This window comes from Terrimicrobium sacchariphilum (genome assembly GCF_001613545.1).
Taxonomy (GTDB): Bacteria; Verrucomicrobiota; Verrucomicrobiia; order Chthoniobacterales; family Terrimicrobiaceae; genus Terrimicrobium; species Terrimicrobium sacchariphilum.
In genome coordinates this window covers 1,469,171-1,484,224 of the sequence record NZ_BDCO01000002.1, presented here as the reverse complement: position 1 = coordinate 1,484,224, position 15,054 = coordinate 1,469,171, and the positions used below count along the sequence as shown (strand labels likewise).

Annotated in this window: 11 protein-coding genes; all 11 read right to left on the bottom strand. The window is 61.7% G+C overall.

Translation table 11 applies throughout. The annotated features are described in order from the left end of the window. Positions 1–12: 12 nt before the first annotated feature. The gene (locus TSACC_RS07020) at positions 13–1,065 is read right to left on the bottom strand and encodes a hemin-degrading factor (protein ID WP_075078658.1); all 1,053 of its coding nucleotides are present in this window, start codon (positions 1,063–1,065) and stop codon (positions 13–15) included. A gap of 66 nt (positions 1,066–1,131) precedes the next feature. Beyond that, positions 1,132–3,501: a PEP-CTERM sorting domain-containing protein gene (locus TSACC_RS07015; protein WP_075078657.1), complete on the bottom strand. Its 2,370-nt coding sequence runs from the start codon at positions 3,499–3,501 to the stop codon at positions 1,132–1,134. Beyond that, on the bottom strand, positions 3,498–4,364 hold the full coding sequence (locus tag TSACC_RS07010) for a type II secretion system protein (protein WP_075078656.1): 867 nt from the start codon (positions 4,362–4,364) through the stop codon (positions 3,498–3,500). The genes TSACC_RS07015 and TSACC_RS07010 overlap by 4 nt, the downstream gene beginning before the upstream one ends. Positions 4,365–4,460: 96 nt before the next feature. Next, positions 4,461–5,210, bottom strand: a complete 750-nt coding sequence (locus tag TSACC_RS07005) for a PEP-CTERM sorting domain-containing protein (protein WP_075078655.1) — start codon at positions 5,208–5,210, stop codon at positions 4,461–4,463. A gap of 48 nt (positions 5,211–5,258) precedes the next feature. Next, on the bottom strand, positions 5,259–6,542 hold the full coding sequence (gene atzF / locus TSACC_RS07000) for an allophanate hydrolase (RefSeq protein WP_075078654.1): 1,284 nt from the start codon (positions 6,540–6,542) through the stop codon (positions 5,259–5,261). Then, a complete protein-coding gene (gene uca, locus TSACC_RS06995; RefSeq protein ID WP_075078653.1) occupies positions 6,539–10,126 on the bottom strand; it encodes an urea carboxylase in 3,588 nt (1,195 codons plus the stop codon). The genes atzF and uca overlap by 4 nt, the downstream gene beginning before the upstream one ends. Before the next feature lie 6 nt (positions 10,127–10,132). Beyond that, positions 10,133–10,777, bottom strand: a complete 645-nt coding sequence (locus TSACC_RS06990; RefSeq protein WP_075078652.1) for an urea amidolyase associated protein UAAP2 — start codon at positions 10,775–10,777, stop codon at positions 10,133–10,135. A gap of 4 nt (positions 10,778–10,781) precedes the next feature. Further along, positions 10,782–11,492 carry an urea amidolyase associated protein UAAP1 gene (locus TSACC_RS06985; RefSeq protein ID WP_075078651.1) on the bottom strand — a complete coding sequence of 237 codons (711 nt, stop codon included), beginning with the start codon at positions 11,490–11,492 and terminating at the stop codon, positions 10,782–10,784. Between the two features lie 150 nt (positions 11,493–11,642). Then, a complete protein-coding gene (locus TSACC_RS06980; RefSeq protein WP_075078650.1) occupies positions 11,643–12,617 on the bottom strand; it encodes an alpha/beta fold hydrolase in 975 nt (324 codons plus the stop codon). Continuing rightward, complete coding sequence (locus TSACC_RS06975) at positions 12,614–13,333, bottom strand: lysophospholipid acyltransferase family protein (RefSeq protein ID WP_075078649.1); 720 nt, start codon at positions 13,331–13,333, stop codon at positions 12,614–12,616. The genes TSACC_RS06980 and TSACC_RS06975 overlap by 4 nt, the downstream gene beginning before the upstream one ends. A gap of 28 nt (positions 13,334–13,361) precedes the next feature. After that, on the bottom strand, positions 13,362–14,915 hold the full coding sequence (locus TSACC_RS06970; protein WP_153811317.1) for an esterase/lipase family protein: 1,554 nt from the start codon (positions 14,913–14,915) through the stop codon (positions 13,362–13,364). Between the last annotated feature and the right edge of the window lie 139 nt (positions 14,916–15,054).

The window sequence follows — 15,054 nt, the reverse complement described above, 5'->3', positions numbered from 1 at the left end:
CAACGAGCGCCCTCACGCGTTCTCCTTGACCGGCAACTCGGAGACGAGCGCCTGCCAGCGGGCATCCTCCACCTCGCCCGGCTTCCTCTTGCCGAAGAAGAGCGCGATGTTCTCGCCAGCGGCATCATAGAGTTCGACCGAGGTCACGATGCCATCCGTGGTGGGTTTGCGAACCACCCAGGCAGAAGCGACGTGGGGGAGATGCAGATGCATGTTGAACTCGTCGTCGAGCACGTTCAGCCAGTCCGCGCCGAACATCTTGATATTCGTCACCTCTCCAGTGTGGATCTGGATACAGCCGGGGCTGCCGATGAAGACCATGATGGGGAGCTGCCGCGAGGCCGCCTGCTCGAGCATCACGCGGGTGGCATCGAGCGAAAGGCGCCAAGTCATTCCCTCCGGGGCCAGGCGGAGCGACTGCTCGCGGGCCACGCGGAACTGCTGGAGCAGCATGTAAAAGGCATGCGTGTCCTTCAACTCGAGCCAGGCTTTTTGGAATCCGGCCACGTCGATCTCGGCGTCGGGCAATACCGGGCGCGGAGCCGACACGGATTCGACCGGCTGCGTCGTCGACTGGTCGACTGCGCGGAAGCGATTCATGAGCTCGCCGTATCCACCGTAGTTGCTCTCCTTTTGCAGGAAGACCTTGTGAATCGCCGTGCCGTTCTTGTCGAAGAACTGGAAGCTCTGGCGCTCGCCCTCCGGCGTGCGGTCCGTCACGGCATAGCCGTACTTCCACGCATGCATGAACAAACGCAGGTCGATGTCGTGCCCGACCACCTGGCCCATGCCGTGGAAAAAGTCGATTTGGCGAAACTCGCCGTAGCGCTCATGCACTGCCGCTTCATTGCGGGTCAGACACATGATGCGACCCAGGCGGGGAAACTCCTTGATCAGAGCCGCCCAGTCGCCCTCGAGGCGGGTGACATCGTCACCGCAGCGGGTCGCGAGAAGCTCCGCTTCGCTCACGCCGAGCTTGGTGGCCGCATCTCGGATGCGGAGCTTCGGTTCTTTTTCCAGCAGTCCTCGCCACTGGTCCTTTAGTTCAACCGTTTCGGTTTTCATAGCATGTTACCTCTGTTAGGGATCGTTTGGAAATTAGGTATGCGACGCGCCGGACAGGATTCCGACCTACGACGCGAGCGAGCGGATCTTTCGGCGAAACAGCAGGAGCATCACTCCACACATACCCAGCAAGGCCAAGGTGGACGGCTCGGGAACTGCTGCAAACTGCACCTGGATCTCGCCATTCTCAATCTTCCAGCCCCCCGTGCCGAAGGACTGATCGAGCACCAATCCGGTATTTACGAGAAAAAGGTCGCTCAGGGTCAGCCCCGACACGCTGCCGTAGGAAAACAGTGTGTACGCCTGCCCCACCTCGATCGATCCCAGGTTTGAGAAGGCGATGCGGACTCCATCATCCAGCACGCTCCCCTTGAACTCTCCGGTGATCGCCACAAGAGGAATCCCGGGGTCAACGGTTTGCTGAAGGTCAAACTGGAACGTGACACCCTGGCTGGCATCGAGGGATGTCATCGTCAAAGTTCCCTCACTGCGCGATGCTTCGATGATGCTCAGCGTGCCCGTTGTCGCGACTTTTCGCGCAATGACGCCGGCTCCTTTGACCTTGCCTCCCGCCTCGATCGTCAAAACCGACTGAGGGGTAAAGATATCCCCCGCAAATCCATTCAACCGTCCGGTCGAGGTGATGTGAAACACCGCCCCGTTCTTCACGGTGAAGCTGCCAAATCCCGTTCCGTTGGCTGCGCCGATTGTCGTCTCCAGCACCAGCGTGCCGCTGCTGACCACGGTCGCGTCATTGTAGTTCTTTGCCGTTCCCGAGAAAATCACCGTGCCCGGTCCGTCGATCGTCATGGTGCGATTGGTGCCGCCCCCGGTCATCGCTCCGGTGAACCTCACCCTGTCTGTCGCGCTCTCCGTGCGCAGACGCACATCCGCCGCTCCGGAGGTGAGGCCGACCGCTCCGGAATAAACCGCGTCCTGGCCCCCGGTATTTCGTGCGCCCAGGATCACCTGGGAGTTATTCGCGACGACCTGGATCGAGCGGCCCAAAGTATAGGCGCCGTCAATAAACAGCGCCGCCGGAACAGGATTGTCAAAGAAGGTGCTGTCAAAACCCACCTTCACCTCGCCGCTCGTGGTCAACGCTGTCCCGGATGCCAGCGACAGTTCCCCGCCACGCACGCTGACCGTTGCGGTCGTCGTGTTTGAACCGGTCAACCGCACGCTTCCCGCCTGGATGTCGATCGCCCCGGTAAACGAATTGTTTCCGGACAGCGCCAGCGCACCACTCCCCGTTTTTATAAATCCGTAATCGCCCGAGACATCGCCATCGATCAAGACCGTGCCCGCCGCGATGTCAAAGAGATTGACTGCTCCGAAAACATAGTCGGATTTGATGGAATACACTCCCGTGGCAGCCGCTGTCGTGGAGATGCCGGTATTCGCAGTCAAAGCCACCCCCGCATCGGCCTCCAAGGTCAGGTCATTAGCCGTGGTGAAAACGATCTCCCCGACCGTCTTGCTGCTCGCCAGCGCAACCAGCGCAGCCGATGTGTTTTCGAAACGCACGTTCCCATTCTCGACCGGTCCGGTTCCATAGGTGCCACCGGCCGATCGATCCAGCCAGTTCGCACCATCGCTCCAGGAACCACTCCCGCCAGTCCACTCCCGACTCGTTGGGATCGCGGCAACATACTGATCCGAGGTATCCAGGGAGACCTGCTGGAGGCTGGTATGCGACTCCGTATCCCAGACGATCGAGTAGTCCGAGATGCCCAGCCCCGTCAGGTTCCACTGGATCGCGAAACGACTCTCATATCCTTCCGCCGAACTGGGGTCCGAACTCGCCCCCTCCGGAGGCATGTATTCCCGTAGCATCTCTGCCCGATCAAGATCCGCGGCGGAGATCCACTTTTCGATGCCGCCGTCCATGTAGACGAGACGAATCGTCGCGAGGTCAACAAACTGGCCGTCCGTCTGAAATTGGAAGACCACCGTCCCAGCCGTGTAGCCCGGCATGCCCGAGGGGTCATCCGTCGCGGCGGTGTTGTCGTCGAGGCGGAAACTCTGCGCTCCATTCAGCCCATAGAAGTTCCCCGTGCTGCTGATATACCCTGTCGCAGCATTCGTCTGGGTGATCGTGGGATTGTTGATGTTCCAGAAAGCATTCGGACGATCACTGGTATAGTAGCTCGGCTGCGCCGGAAAATCCGGATCATCCACCGGGCGAGGCGTCGGCTGCCACACGGAGCCGACTTTTACACCTCCAAACTCCGCGTAGTAGTCCGGCAGATTGCCCACCGTGCTCGTGGAGTAGAAATTCCTCCACTCGCTGTAGCGTGTGGTGGAGCCACCATAGTTCAGCGTCGGCTCGATAAAGCCACTACCTGGAGCGAAGAGAAAGTCCGCCCGGGCCGCTCCGCCGCCGATCGCGAGCACTCCGGCTGCCAAAAGTCCTGACCAACGATTTATCATCATCGATTTCCCCTTCCGCCACTTCCTCCCTCGAGCACGGGAGCATAGTTCGGATTATCATCGCGGGCCGCGTTCTTGCTCCACAGGCGCATGTCCGTCAGTTCCGCCACCTTGTAGGATCGTATGCTTCCATCCAGGAAGACACACATCGCCTTGTCGCCATTGCGAAAGTCCACATTGCCCGTCGACTCCGCCGAGCCATTCTGCGGCCAGTCCGGCTGCGACAATGCCCCCGTCCCGGCAGCACGAGGCACAAACCGCGGAGCCTTGACCAGATAATGCCCCGATCCTTGACTGCTCCTTGCTGTCGCAAAGACAAGCAGGGAGGAGGGCTTGTCCACCTGCAAAAGCGAGGTCGCCACATCACCGCTCGGAATGGACGTTTCGCCATTCTCCACGAATCCCCCGACGTAGTAGGCATTGATCCCGTAGGCCACGGAAATACTTTCCCCGTATCCTTTCATCCCGGCATCCTCGGACTCCTTCTGTGCCCGGACCCGAGCCTTGGAGTACAGCACACCATTGATGGAATAGTCAAAATACGGGGCCAGCCTCCATACATAGCGGCTGGCAGCTTCTCCGCTGATCTGGCTCCCGTCCGGCAGCGTCACCGGCTGGGCGCCTTTCTGATATCCCACCAGCAATTGACCGCTATTTTCCGCAGCATATGCCTGATATGCCGAGATGAGGGTCCTCCCCGCAGCGACATCCTGCGCTGAGGCAGCCTTTTCGGCCATCGTCCCCTGAATGCCCGTACCGACAAGGGCGAGAGTCACGATGATGCCGATGGTCACGAGCAACTCGATCAATGAGAAGCCCCGGGGGGAACCTGCTCTATGAATGGGTGCGTGATCCGTCTTCGACATGAGATAGGTAAAAAGGTTTACCGTAGGCGGACACTCACCCGCCTACGGTGGCTTGCGAAAGATTAGCGGTGATTTGCGATGGTAAGAGTCAACACCTCAGGAAACCGCAACCGTGGAGCGACGACGAGCCATCCAAATGACAGCGCCGAGGCCGAGACCGATCAGGGCGTAGGTTGACGGCTCCGGTACCGCCAGGCCTGCGTCTGCGTCAATACGCACGCCATCGAGAGACTTGTGGGCAAATGCGCCTCCGAAGGAGAGCGTGATCAACTCACCCTCGCTGATATCCAGGCCAGACCAGGACCACGTCGTGATCACCCAGTCGCTCGTCGAAGCCGAGGTGGGGTCGGCAAACGCTGATCCGACCGTGGCATTGGTAAAGGCAACACCGTTCAGTGTTGGCGTGAAGTAGCTCGTCAGGCCGCTGGTATCCGTACCGCCACTGGGATTTGCAGCGTTTTGCTTCACCTGGAGGACAAAGGTCGAGAGCGTTCCGGTCGTTATGGCTGAGACTGTGAAAGACGTTGTCGCTCCGCCGGTATAGAGCTGGCTGTTTGCCGTGCCAGCCGCGTCGGCAAGCAGCAAGGCACCTGGATTTCCGCCGCTGAAGCTCGCCGAAAGCACCGCGTTGGAAGTTCCCAAGTCATCAGATCGGGACGAAAAGGAAGCAGCCACCGTACTTCCGAAAACAACTCCGCCACCGGGAAAGACATCCCAAAGCGACCAACTGGCGTTGCTTCCGAGAAGGCTGGAGTAGTCCGTGTAGCCAACACTGGTTGCATGGGAAACTCCGCTGGCAGCCAGGCAGGCTCCAGCGATCAGCAGCGAACGAAAGGATAATTTCATTGCGGCGGATCATGCCGCAACCCGCCATCACCCGCTAACGGCTGCTTGCTATTGTTTGTCGGATGATTGCAATCCGCCGCTCCATTGCTCCGCAAGCCCGAATAAATGGCCGTCCTGCCATGCCGGAGCAAACAGAGTCACGCCAGAGGCAATACCGTCCCGGCGAAAGCCCGCGGGAATGGCAATACCGCACAAATCCAGCAGGTTCATGAAATTGGTGTAGCGACCAAGATTGGAGTTCAGAGTGATCGGATCGGCCAGCATTTGCTCCACCGTATAGATCGTTCCCGCCGTCGGAAGCATGAGGGCCGCACAACGCTCCCAGGTCGCCTCGGTTTCCCGCGCCAGGGCGGCGAGCCGGTACTGGGCGCGAAAAGTCTCCACCGCCGTGAATTTCCTCCCCCCTTCCACGATGGCGCGCACCGTCGGATGCACCGCATCAGCATGTCCGGCGAGAAATTCCTCCATCGCCGCCGTGCGCTCGGCCACCCACGGGCCAGCGTAAAGGAGAGCAGCCGCCTCACGGAACGGCCTGTAGTCAAACTCCACGACTTCCCAGCCCAGGGCTCCTGCTTTTGCGAGGGCCTCCGAGTAGAGCCGCGCATACTCGGTGTCTCCGAAAAACTCGCGCTCCGCCTCCGGCAAAATCCCGATGGCTCCCTGCCGGGGAGAAACTTCCGGGATCGGGCGGGAATACGGATCAGCGGGATCAAACCCGCGTATCACCTCGTCCACCCGCCTCGCCAGCGGGAGTTCCTTCGCGAAAACCGTGATGCAATCCAGGGTCCGACAGGCGGGAACCAGGCCCGCCGTCGACCAGCGCCCGCGCGTCGGTTTGTAGCCGATCAGGTTGTTAAAAGCCGCCGGGACGCGCCCCGACCCGGCCGTATCCGTGCCGAGGGAAAAATCCACCAGCCCGGCCGCAACCGCGACAGCAGAACCGGAACTCGATCCGCCGCTGATGTAATCCTCGTTGAATACACAGCGCGGAATGCCATAAGGCGACCGCGTCCCGTTCAGCCCGGTGGCGAACTGGTCAAGATTCGTCTTGCCGATGGGAATGGCGCCCGCCGCGAGAAGCTTGCTCACCACTGCGGCATCCTGCGCGGGCTCGTAGGCAAAGGCGAGGCATCCCGCCGTCGTGGGCAGCCCCTGCAAATCGATGTTGTCCTTGATCGCGACAGTCAGCCCCGCCAGTGGACGATCACTCCCCTCCACCGCAGCGGCTCGCGCCAATGAAATCTCCTCCGGAACAAGCGAAATCCAGACGCCGTCATCCCGGCGTTCGCGGATGCGGCGATAGGTTTCGCGAACTTTTTCAACGATGCTCATTTTTCAGCGATCACGGCTAAAGTTTGCCCGGGCATGACCATCTGACCCTCGGCACAGCGTATAGCCTCCACCGTTCCAGCGAGCGGCGCGACGATGGCGATCTCCATCTTCATGGCCTCCAGGATCATGAGCGTCTCGCCCTCAGCCACCTCGGCTCCGGGTTCGACACAGACCTTCCAGACATTGGCAGCCACGTGAGAGTCAATGGCATGGGAACCCTCCGCGAGCTCCAGCAGCGGTTCGGGCGCATCCTCCTCCACCGTATCGGCAGCGGAGCCATCTCCGGACCCTGCCAGCGCCCAACGTTCGCGCTCCTCATTGAATGCCTGCTGCTGGGTCGCCTTGAACTTCGCCGCCTCGTCCGAAATCCCGGACAAGAACTTGCGATAGTCTCCCAACCGGAACCGCTCTTCGCGAATGTCGAGCTTCAGCTTGCCCTGCGGGAATTCTTCGCGCATGCGCAGCAGCTCCTCCGCGCTCACTGGGTAAAACTGGATCTGGTCAAAGTGCCGCAACAGCCACGGCTGCGCAAAATCCGCCGTCTGCCGCCAGCGGTTCCACATCTGCACGGTACGCCCGACGAACTGGTATCCACCCGGCCCTTCCATGCCGTAAACGCACAAATACGCGCCGCCGATGCCGACAGCGTTTTCCGGCGTCCAGGTGCGGGCCGGGTTGTATTTCGTCGTCACCAGCCGATGGCGCGGATCGAGCGGCGTGGCCACCGGCGCACCGAGATAGACATCGCCCAGCCCCATCACGAGATAGCTGGCGGAGAAGACAATCTCCTTCACCTCCTCAATGCTGGAGAGGCCATTGATGCGGCGGATGAACTCGATATTACTCGGGCACCATGGAGCATCCTTGCGCACGGATTGCGCGTATTTGTCGATCGCGAGCTGCGTCGCCGGATCATCCCACGAGAGCGGCAGCCGCACGATGCGGGTTGGCACCTCCAGGTCGTCCAGCGAGGGCAGCGCATTTTCCAAGGCGCTCAGCGCATCGATCAATTCGCCCAGCGAAAGGACGCGACTATCATAGTGAATCTGCAGCGACCGAATGCCCGGCGTGATGTCGAGCACGCCCGGGAGCTTCGCATCGACCAGCGCCGTCATGAGCGCATGCACGCGGAAGCGCAAGTTGAGATCGAGCACCAGCGGGCCGTACTCGACGAGCAGGTACTTGTCGCCCGCCGCGCGATACACCGCCTGCGGCAGCTCGCCCTCCTCGGGAACAGTCAGCAAGCGGTCCGAGGACAAATCGGCGGGCGCAAACTCGATCTGCTGGCGTCCCTCGCCCTCGGTCGTCCAGTTATCCAAAGCAAGCTCGGCCTCCACCGCCGCCTGCACCGTGGTCGGGACAAACTTGACGGTATCGCCAGGGCGAAGCTGTCCCATTTTCCAAAACTCCGCCTGAATGATCGTCACCGGGCAGACAAAGCCGCCCAGGCTCGGCCCGTCGACGGCGAGAATCACGGGCATGTCGCCGGTGAAATCCACCGCGCCGATGGCATAGGCATTGTCGTGAATGTTCGACGGATGCAGCCCCGCCTCGCCGCCATCCGGTCGCGCCCACTTGGGTTTTGGCCCGATGAGCCGGATGCCCGTGCGGGAGGAATTGTAGTGAACCTTCCAGTCCGACGCGAAAAACGTCTCGATGTCCTCCGGCGTGAAGAAATCCGGCGCGCCATGCGGGCCGTACATCACCGCGATGTTCCAGGAGTTGGAATAGATCGGCGGCTCCGCGATCCGGCGCGGAGCAGTCAGCGCAACCTCACGCGCCATCTTCAAGACATCTCCGGCGCGCAGGATGCGACCGCCATGTCCGCCGAACTGGCCCAGCGTAAACGTCGCCTTGCTCCCGAGGTAATCCGGCACATCAAATCCCCCCGCCACCGCGAGGTAGGCGCGGCATCCCCCGCCCGCGACCGGGTAGAGTTTCAGCGTCTGGCCCGCCTTCACATCAAAGGCCTCCCACATCGGCTGGCGCACGCCGTCGATCTCAGGCTGCATATCCGCACCCGTCACAGCCACCCGGGCGTCGCGGTGAAACTTCAGCTTCGGCCCGGTCACCGTGCACTCGAGGCCCGCAGCCTTTTCGTCATTGCCCACGAGCCAGTTGGCCAGACGAAACGCGAGATGATCCATCGGCCCCGAGGGCGGCACGCCGATTTCCCAATACCCGGTACGCCCGGGATAATCCTGCACCGTCGTGTGCGTTCCCGGCTCCAGCACGTCGATGGTGCGGGGCGTGAAGGGGAAGGTTGAGAGAAACTTCGTCGTGACCCCGCCCGCGAGGAATTCCCTGCTCCCGAGGATTGCCCCGAGATAGTCGATGTTTGTCTCGATGCCATCGACCCGGCTGGCCGCCAGCGCCTTTTCAAGCTGGACGATCGCCTCCTCGCGTGTCGCCGCATGGGAGATCACCTTGGCGATCATCGGATCGTAGTACGGCGTCACCTCCGACCCGCGCTCGACCCAGCCGTCGACGCGCACACCCGCCGGGAAGCTCACCTCCGTGAGCAACCCGCAGCTCGGCTGAAAGTTTTTGTTCGGGTCCTCCGCGTAGACGCGCGCCTGCACAGAATGCCCCTTCGGCTCATGCCGGTACGCCTCGAGTGGCAGCTTTTCCCCGGCGGCGAGTCGCACCATCCACTCCACCAGATCGAGGCCCGAGACCTGCTCGGTCACGCAATGCTCCACCTGAAGGCGTGTATTGACTTCCAGGAAATAAAACTTCTCCTCGTTCGCGTCGTAGATGAACTCGCACGTGCCCGCGGAGCGGTACTTCGCCGCCTCGCCAAGCCCCTTCGCGCACAGGTGCAGCCTCTGGCGCACCTCCTCGGAAAGATGCGGGGCGGGCGTCTCCTCGATCACCTTCTGGTTGCGCCGCTGCACTGAGCAATCCCGCTCGCCCAGCACCGCCACCGTTCCCTCGCCGTCGCCAAAGATCTGCACCTCCACATGCCGCGCCGCCTCGATGAATTTCTCGAGAAACAACCCGGACTCCTTGAAGCTGCTGCGGGCCATGCGCTCGACGCTGGCAAATTTTTCCGCGAGTTCGTCCTCCGACCGCGCCAGCTGCATGCCGATGCCGCCGCCACCCGCCGTGCTCTTGAGCATCACGGGATAGCCGATACGCGCCGCCGCCTCGCGCGCCTCGTCCACCGAGGCCAGCAACTCCGTGCCCGGCGAAACCGGCACTCCGCTCGCGATGGCGAGCGCGCGGGCCGTGTGCTTGAGGCCAAAGTCGCGCATGTTTCCCGCCGTTGGTCCGATGAAGGCAATACCCGCCTTTTCGCAGGCCTCGGCAAACTCGGGGTTTTCACTCAGGAACCCATAGCCCGGATGGATGGCCTGCGCACCTGTCTGCTTCGCCGCATCGAGGATGCGGTCGATGAGCAGATAGCTCTGCGCGGCCTGCGCCGGACCGACGCACACCGCCTCGCCTGCGAGACGGACATGGGCGGCATGGGCGTCGGCCTCGGAGTACACGGCGACGGAGGCCACGCCCAGGCGGTCGAGCGTGCGAATGATACGGCAGGCGATCTCGCCCCGGTTGGCTATGAGGACCTTGGTGAACATGGCGGATTACCAGATGAGAACCTGAATCGGAGTCGGATTATAAGCGTTGCAGGGATTGTTCAGCTGCGGGCAGTTGGAGATGAGGCAGAGCACATCCATCTCGGCCCGCATCTCGACATATTTCCCGGGCTCCGACACGCCGTCGGCGAAGCGCAGGCCGCCCTCGGGCGTCACCGGCACGTTCATAAAGAAGTTGATGTTATGCGCGAGATCGCGCTTCGTCACATGGTACCCCGAGAGCGCCATCTGGAGCAGGAACGTGTCGCGGCAGGCGTGCATGAAGCGCTTGTCGAGCGAGTACCGCACCATATTGCTCTCGGCCGCACAGGCCCCGCCGAGCGTATCATGCCGCCCGCAGGTATCCGCTGTGATGGTCAGGAGCGGGTTGCACAGGTTGGACATGAGCGGCGTGCCGGTCGTCAGGTAGATCGAACCCTGCTCGCGAATCGTGTCCTGCGCGCTGTAGCGTTCCTTCACGTCCGCCGCGTTGAAGAAAAATGTATCCGCCGCCTGGTTGCCCTCCAGATCGACGATGCGGAGCGTCTGCCCCTTTCTCACCGGGTGAAACCATCCATCGCCCGCGAGGATAGTCGCGTCGTAGACGGCGTGCTTGGGATCGAGGGGGCTTTCCGTGTAAATCAGCGTGCTCATCGGATCAGATAAAGAGGCGTTCGGTCAGTGCGAGGGTGCGTTCGCATTCAGGACGGAAGTTTCGACAGAAGTCATCAGGCCCGGGGGCCTCCGTCGGGAAAATCTCCACCTGCACGCGGCAGACAGGATATTCCGAAGCGGGGTTCATGGGATGCGGGCAGTTCGCCAGCACGAGGAGCACGTTCATCTCCGTGCGCAGCTCGAGGGAATCTCCCGCCGACGCGTGATTCGGCACGAAGGCCATTTTGCCGTCGTCGTCCACCGCGACTTTGCTGAAGAAGTTCACGTTGGCCACGATGTCCGCGAGGCCGAGCCCGTGTTTGCTCAATTCGACCAGGAAGTCATTGTGCGCGTTGCGGTGAAAGTCGTTGCGGTACTGCTGATAGTTGTGGTCGCCGTACTTCGCCAGCGCCTGGGCCGCCGTAAGATGGCCGCCGAGCGGATCGTGCCAGCCGAGGGAATCCTCCACGATGGAAGCCAGCGCGTGCCCCATGTCACTCATGAGGATGTGGCCCTTGGTGAGCTTGGCCGTATGCAGAGCCTTGAGCGTGTCAGGAACATTCAACCGATCGAGCGGCTGATCGGCATTGTACAGGAGCGCTGAGACATTGGCTCCAGCATTGAGCGCGGTGAGCCGGACACGGCGATGGCGGGGAACCCGCATCGACCACATGGCCCCTCCGGGTAGGGTTTCGGCATAAAGGGTGGTGTTCATAAAGTCGGAAGAGGTGAAGCGATATTCATGCCGCCTCGAGCGAACGACACGCCCATTCCGCCCGTTGCGGTCGGGAGCTGAATTGAGGGAGTACCGTCCATGTCCGAAATTCTCGAAAAAAAGGGGCCGGACGGAAATAGGATGTTCTTCCTATACGGTGTCCGCCACCCCGAGCCGCCGGGCGATTTCCCGCAATGTCTCACGCAGGGCGGAATATCCGAAATGCCCCTGTTTCACATCCAAAAGCGTCGCCCCCGGCCAAAGCTCTCGCAGGGCAACCAGTTCAGTCCGAGGCGAAACCGTATCGTAGGTCCCAGCGGTCAGGATGACCCGGTCGCCGCCGCAAAGTGGCTTTCCGTGCATGGGCGAGCTCAAGTGTGCATGCCGGGCGCTTTCGCCCCGACCGATTCCCTGCCGTGCGAGCAACCTCCTCATCACCGCCGCCGTGGGGTTTTCCCAGATCGCCGCCTCGACATTCACGATGGGCTGCACGAGGCCGACGAAGCGCAGATCGGACTCCAGCGAACTCAGGAGCGCCGCATTCCACCCGCCGAAGCTCGTTCCGATCAATCCGAATTCCGGCGTTCCATGCTCGCGCAGCCAGCCCATGAGCTGGCGGAGCTCCATCACGCCCTGTCGCAGGGTTTCGGCATTGCGGATCAGGTTCGCCGTGATCGCAAGCTCCCCATTGAAGTACCCGCCAGGCGTCCGGGAGTAGTGAAATGGCAGATGGGGGAAGGCGACATTCCACCCATGGGCGTTGAACCATCGCGCCACCCGCTGGTAACCAAGGTCGCTGGCACTCATCAGCGCGTGCAGGATGATCACCGTGGGCGCATGAAACCCCTCGTCGCAGAGATAAAGCCGCACCTTCACCTTGTCATTCTCCGCAAAACCGCTGGAGACCGGACTTTCCCAGCGCAGCCAGATATCCTCGCGTCGCGGGGAAAAGGAAACGACCGGGTAAAACTCCTCGCGCGTCACCATCTCGCAGGCGGTGAGATAGGCGTCGAGTTCCGCGCGGGTGCACACCCCGGACCGTCGCCGCCATTGCAGGGCGTTCATCATACCGCACATCGCGGCATCCATGGCCTGGGCCATGGATTTTTGGATGAGCCGTCTCATGCCTCGGCCATCCGCTCCTTCGGGGGATGCGGCAGATCGGCGGCAGTGAGGCCGTATTTGACCATCACTCGTTCTTTCAACCCGATGATCTCTTCAGCGAGCCGGTTCTCGGTTTCCGCGCGATCCGGGAGCGGGGAAAACGCTCGTCCGATGCCGATCCAGACCGTTGCGCGGCGTCCGGGAAACCATCGTCTCTTATTATAGAGGCGATCACTGCCGATAATCACCACCGGCACGATCGGCGCCTTGGCCATGCTCGCCAGCAGGGCGACGCCAGCCTTCATCGGAGCGCCACTCAGGATGGAGGCCTCTCCGTCCCGGATTCCTCCCTCGGGAAAGATCCCCACCATGCGCCCGAGCGCCAACCGACGCAGGGCGACGCGCAATGATGTCCGGTCGCCGCCACCCCGGTTCACCGGGATGACATTGGCTCCCTCAAAGAATCGCTTCGACGCCGGATGCCCAAAAAGCTCCTGCATCGCGAGCCAGTCGATATCCCGGCGAAACACGCGCCGAAAGCTCCCGCTAATCAGAGGCGGATCAAAGTGGCTGATGTGATTCGACGCCACGATACAAGCTCCCTCGGGTAGCTGCGCCTCCTGGCTGACCCGCACCCGTGCCCCGAAGAACAGGATGCACCGCAGAATGCCCACAGCGAGCCGGTACACCGCAGGCGGCCTCACCCCGTCGGCGGGAGAATCCTTGGCTTGGGTCATTTCCAGAGTGACGGGCGCGACCCGACCGCTATTGCGTCAAAAGGATGCGGCGCAGTTCCTCGATGGCCTTGGGATGATTGAAGGCTCCATGGTCGGCGGGCACGATCAGTTCCGACTCAGCACCGTCGATATGCGCGCTGGAGTAAGGCACCACGCCGTCCGAGCTGTTCGGCGTATCTCCACGTCCCCGGTCTCCGATGATGCTGAAAGTCCGGCTGTGGATCGGACGACGCGCTATGGCTTGCAGGAATCGATTGTGCGGCGAAAGCCCGCCGATACTCGTCGGCATGCGGCGTCGCTCTTCTTCGCTGAAGTATTGCCCGACATCCTTCGCCAACGACACGACGTAGCTTGGCAGGCGGATGAGACCAGCCACCCAGCCCGCGGGCCCGATGAGGGCGAGGTTGCTGCCCCGGTGCGGAGTGCAGATGAAGACAACCTTTTCCACTTTGGGATTGGGTTTGAAGAACATCGCGTCCTTGAGCTTGCCGTTTCCAGGCATGCGCCTCTCCAGCGACGCCGCCGCCGGGTCGCCGACAATGTCCGCAAGAACGCCGCGTCCATTGGAGTCAGTCACCTGGATGCGAGAGAGGATGCCGCCCATGCTGTGCCCAACGAGGACAAGTTCCTTGTAATGGTAACGCTGGTCAGCATCGGCGAGGCTGCGCCGCAACTGGGCGGCGGAGAGCGGAATCGGCCAGCCCGTCGGATAGAAGAAGACCCAGAACTGATAGCGGCGGCGAATTTCCGGATCGGCCTCGAGCGATCGCACCAGATTTCCCCACATCATCGGGGTCGAGAGCAGGCCATGAACCAGGACGACTGGCGTGCGGCTCCTGTCGTACGGCTCGGTGAAGATCAGCTGATTGGGAAACTTGAACCGATCCGTCATCAGGAGGAACCCGATGGAGGCGAGAATGGGATTGCGCCGCGAGCGGAAGGTCAGGTTGGTCGGAGTGGAGATGTCTCCTGCGATCTTCCAGTCCTTTCCATCGGACTCAAAGGAAGTGATCTTGTAGGTATCGAGCAGACGCAGAGTGGCCTTGTTTCCTTCAAAATCGAGAAAGACCGTCGCGGGAAGGTGATACCCGGTGGGCGGAGCAAAAGGATCATTGGCCCGGTTGGCCGCAGTGACACTGCGATGACCCACGGTTGGGAATCCCCAGCCCGGCCATTGCAATCCCCGCTCCACGGCCCTGCGGTTCGGCACGCTTTTCTCGAAATCGGTGAAGTAGGAAAAGTCTCGCTCGTTGCGGGACTTCCCGCCGATCTGCAGCGTCATCGATTTGCCATCGGCTCCGCGTACGGCGTAGCGCGCTCCCGGCTTCAGCTGTCCCGTCTCCACCATGCGCAGCAGGCCCTCCATTGCGTGGGCGTAGGCGGGTTGCCCGGCCTCACCCACCGCCATCGCCTTGGCCGAAGCCTCGACCAAAAGCGCCAGCCGCTCCGAGGGATCGGACTCCCTGCGCGCCTCACGTACGAGACTGCATGAGACAGCCGCGGGGGATTTGGCTTGCTCGGCGTTACGGGCGCATCCGGCCAGGACAACGACCAACAAAAGGAGTGTGGAAAATCTTTTCACGCGGGAATTGGAATAACGGCGGCATCTCCTCTAGCATCCCGGAGCCGTGGTCCGCAATCCCATCGCAACATCTCTTGGAAAACGTCTTGCCGGCATATTTCCCGGGGCACTGTTGCTTGGTCTGGTATTCTTCATCTGG

What these genes read in the sequence shown, in the direction of transcription:
- TSACC_RS06990 (WP_075078652.1), bottom strand. Translation starts at nt 10,777, where the DNA reads ATGAGCACGCTGATTTACACGGAAAGCCCCCTCGATCCCAAGCACGCC.
- TSACC_RS06980 (WP_075078650.1), bottom strand. Translation starts at nt 12,617, where the DNA reads ATGAGACGGCTCATCCAAAAATCCATGGCCCAGGCCATGGATGCCGCG.
- TSACC_RS07005 (WP_075078655.1), bottom strand. Translation starts at nt 5,210, where the DNA reads ATGAAATTATCCTTTCGTTCGCTGCTGATCGCTGGAGCCTGCCTGGCT.
- TSACC_RS06975 (WP_075078649.1), bottom strand. Translation starts at nt 13,333, where the DNA reads ATGACCCAAGCCAAGGATTCTCCCGCCGACGGGGTGAGGCCGCCTGCG.
- uca (WP_075078653.1), bottom strand. Translation starts at nt 10,126, where the DNA reads ATGTTCACCAAGGTCCTCATAGCCAACCGGGGCGAGATCGCCTGCCGT.
- TSACC_RS07020 (WP_075078658.1), bottom strand. Translation starts at nt 1,065, where the DNA reads ATGAAAACCGAAACGGTTGAACTAAAGGACCAGTGGCGAGGACTGCTG.
- TSACC_RS07010 (WP_075078656.1), bottom strand. Translation starts at nt 4,364, where the DNA reads ATGTCGAAGACGGATCACGCACCCATTCATAGAGCAGGTTCCCCCCGG.
- TSACC_RS06985 (WP_075078651.1), bottom strand. Translation starts at nt 11,492, where the DNA reads ATGAACACCACCCTTTATGCCGAAACCCTACCCGGAGGGGCCATGTGG.
- TSACC_RS07015 (WP_075078657.1), bottom strand. Translation starts at nt 3,501, where the DNA reads ATGATGATAAATCGTTGGTCAGGACTTTTGGCAGCCGGAGTGCTCGCG.
- atzF (WP_075078654.1), bottom strand. Translation starts at nt 6,542, where the DNA reads ATGAGCATCGTTGAAAAAGTTCGCGAAACCTATCGCCGCATCCGCGAA.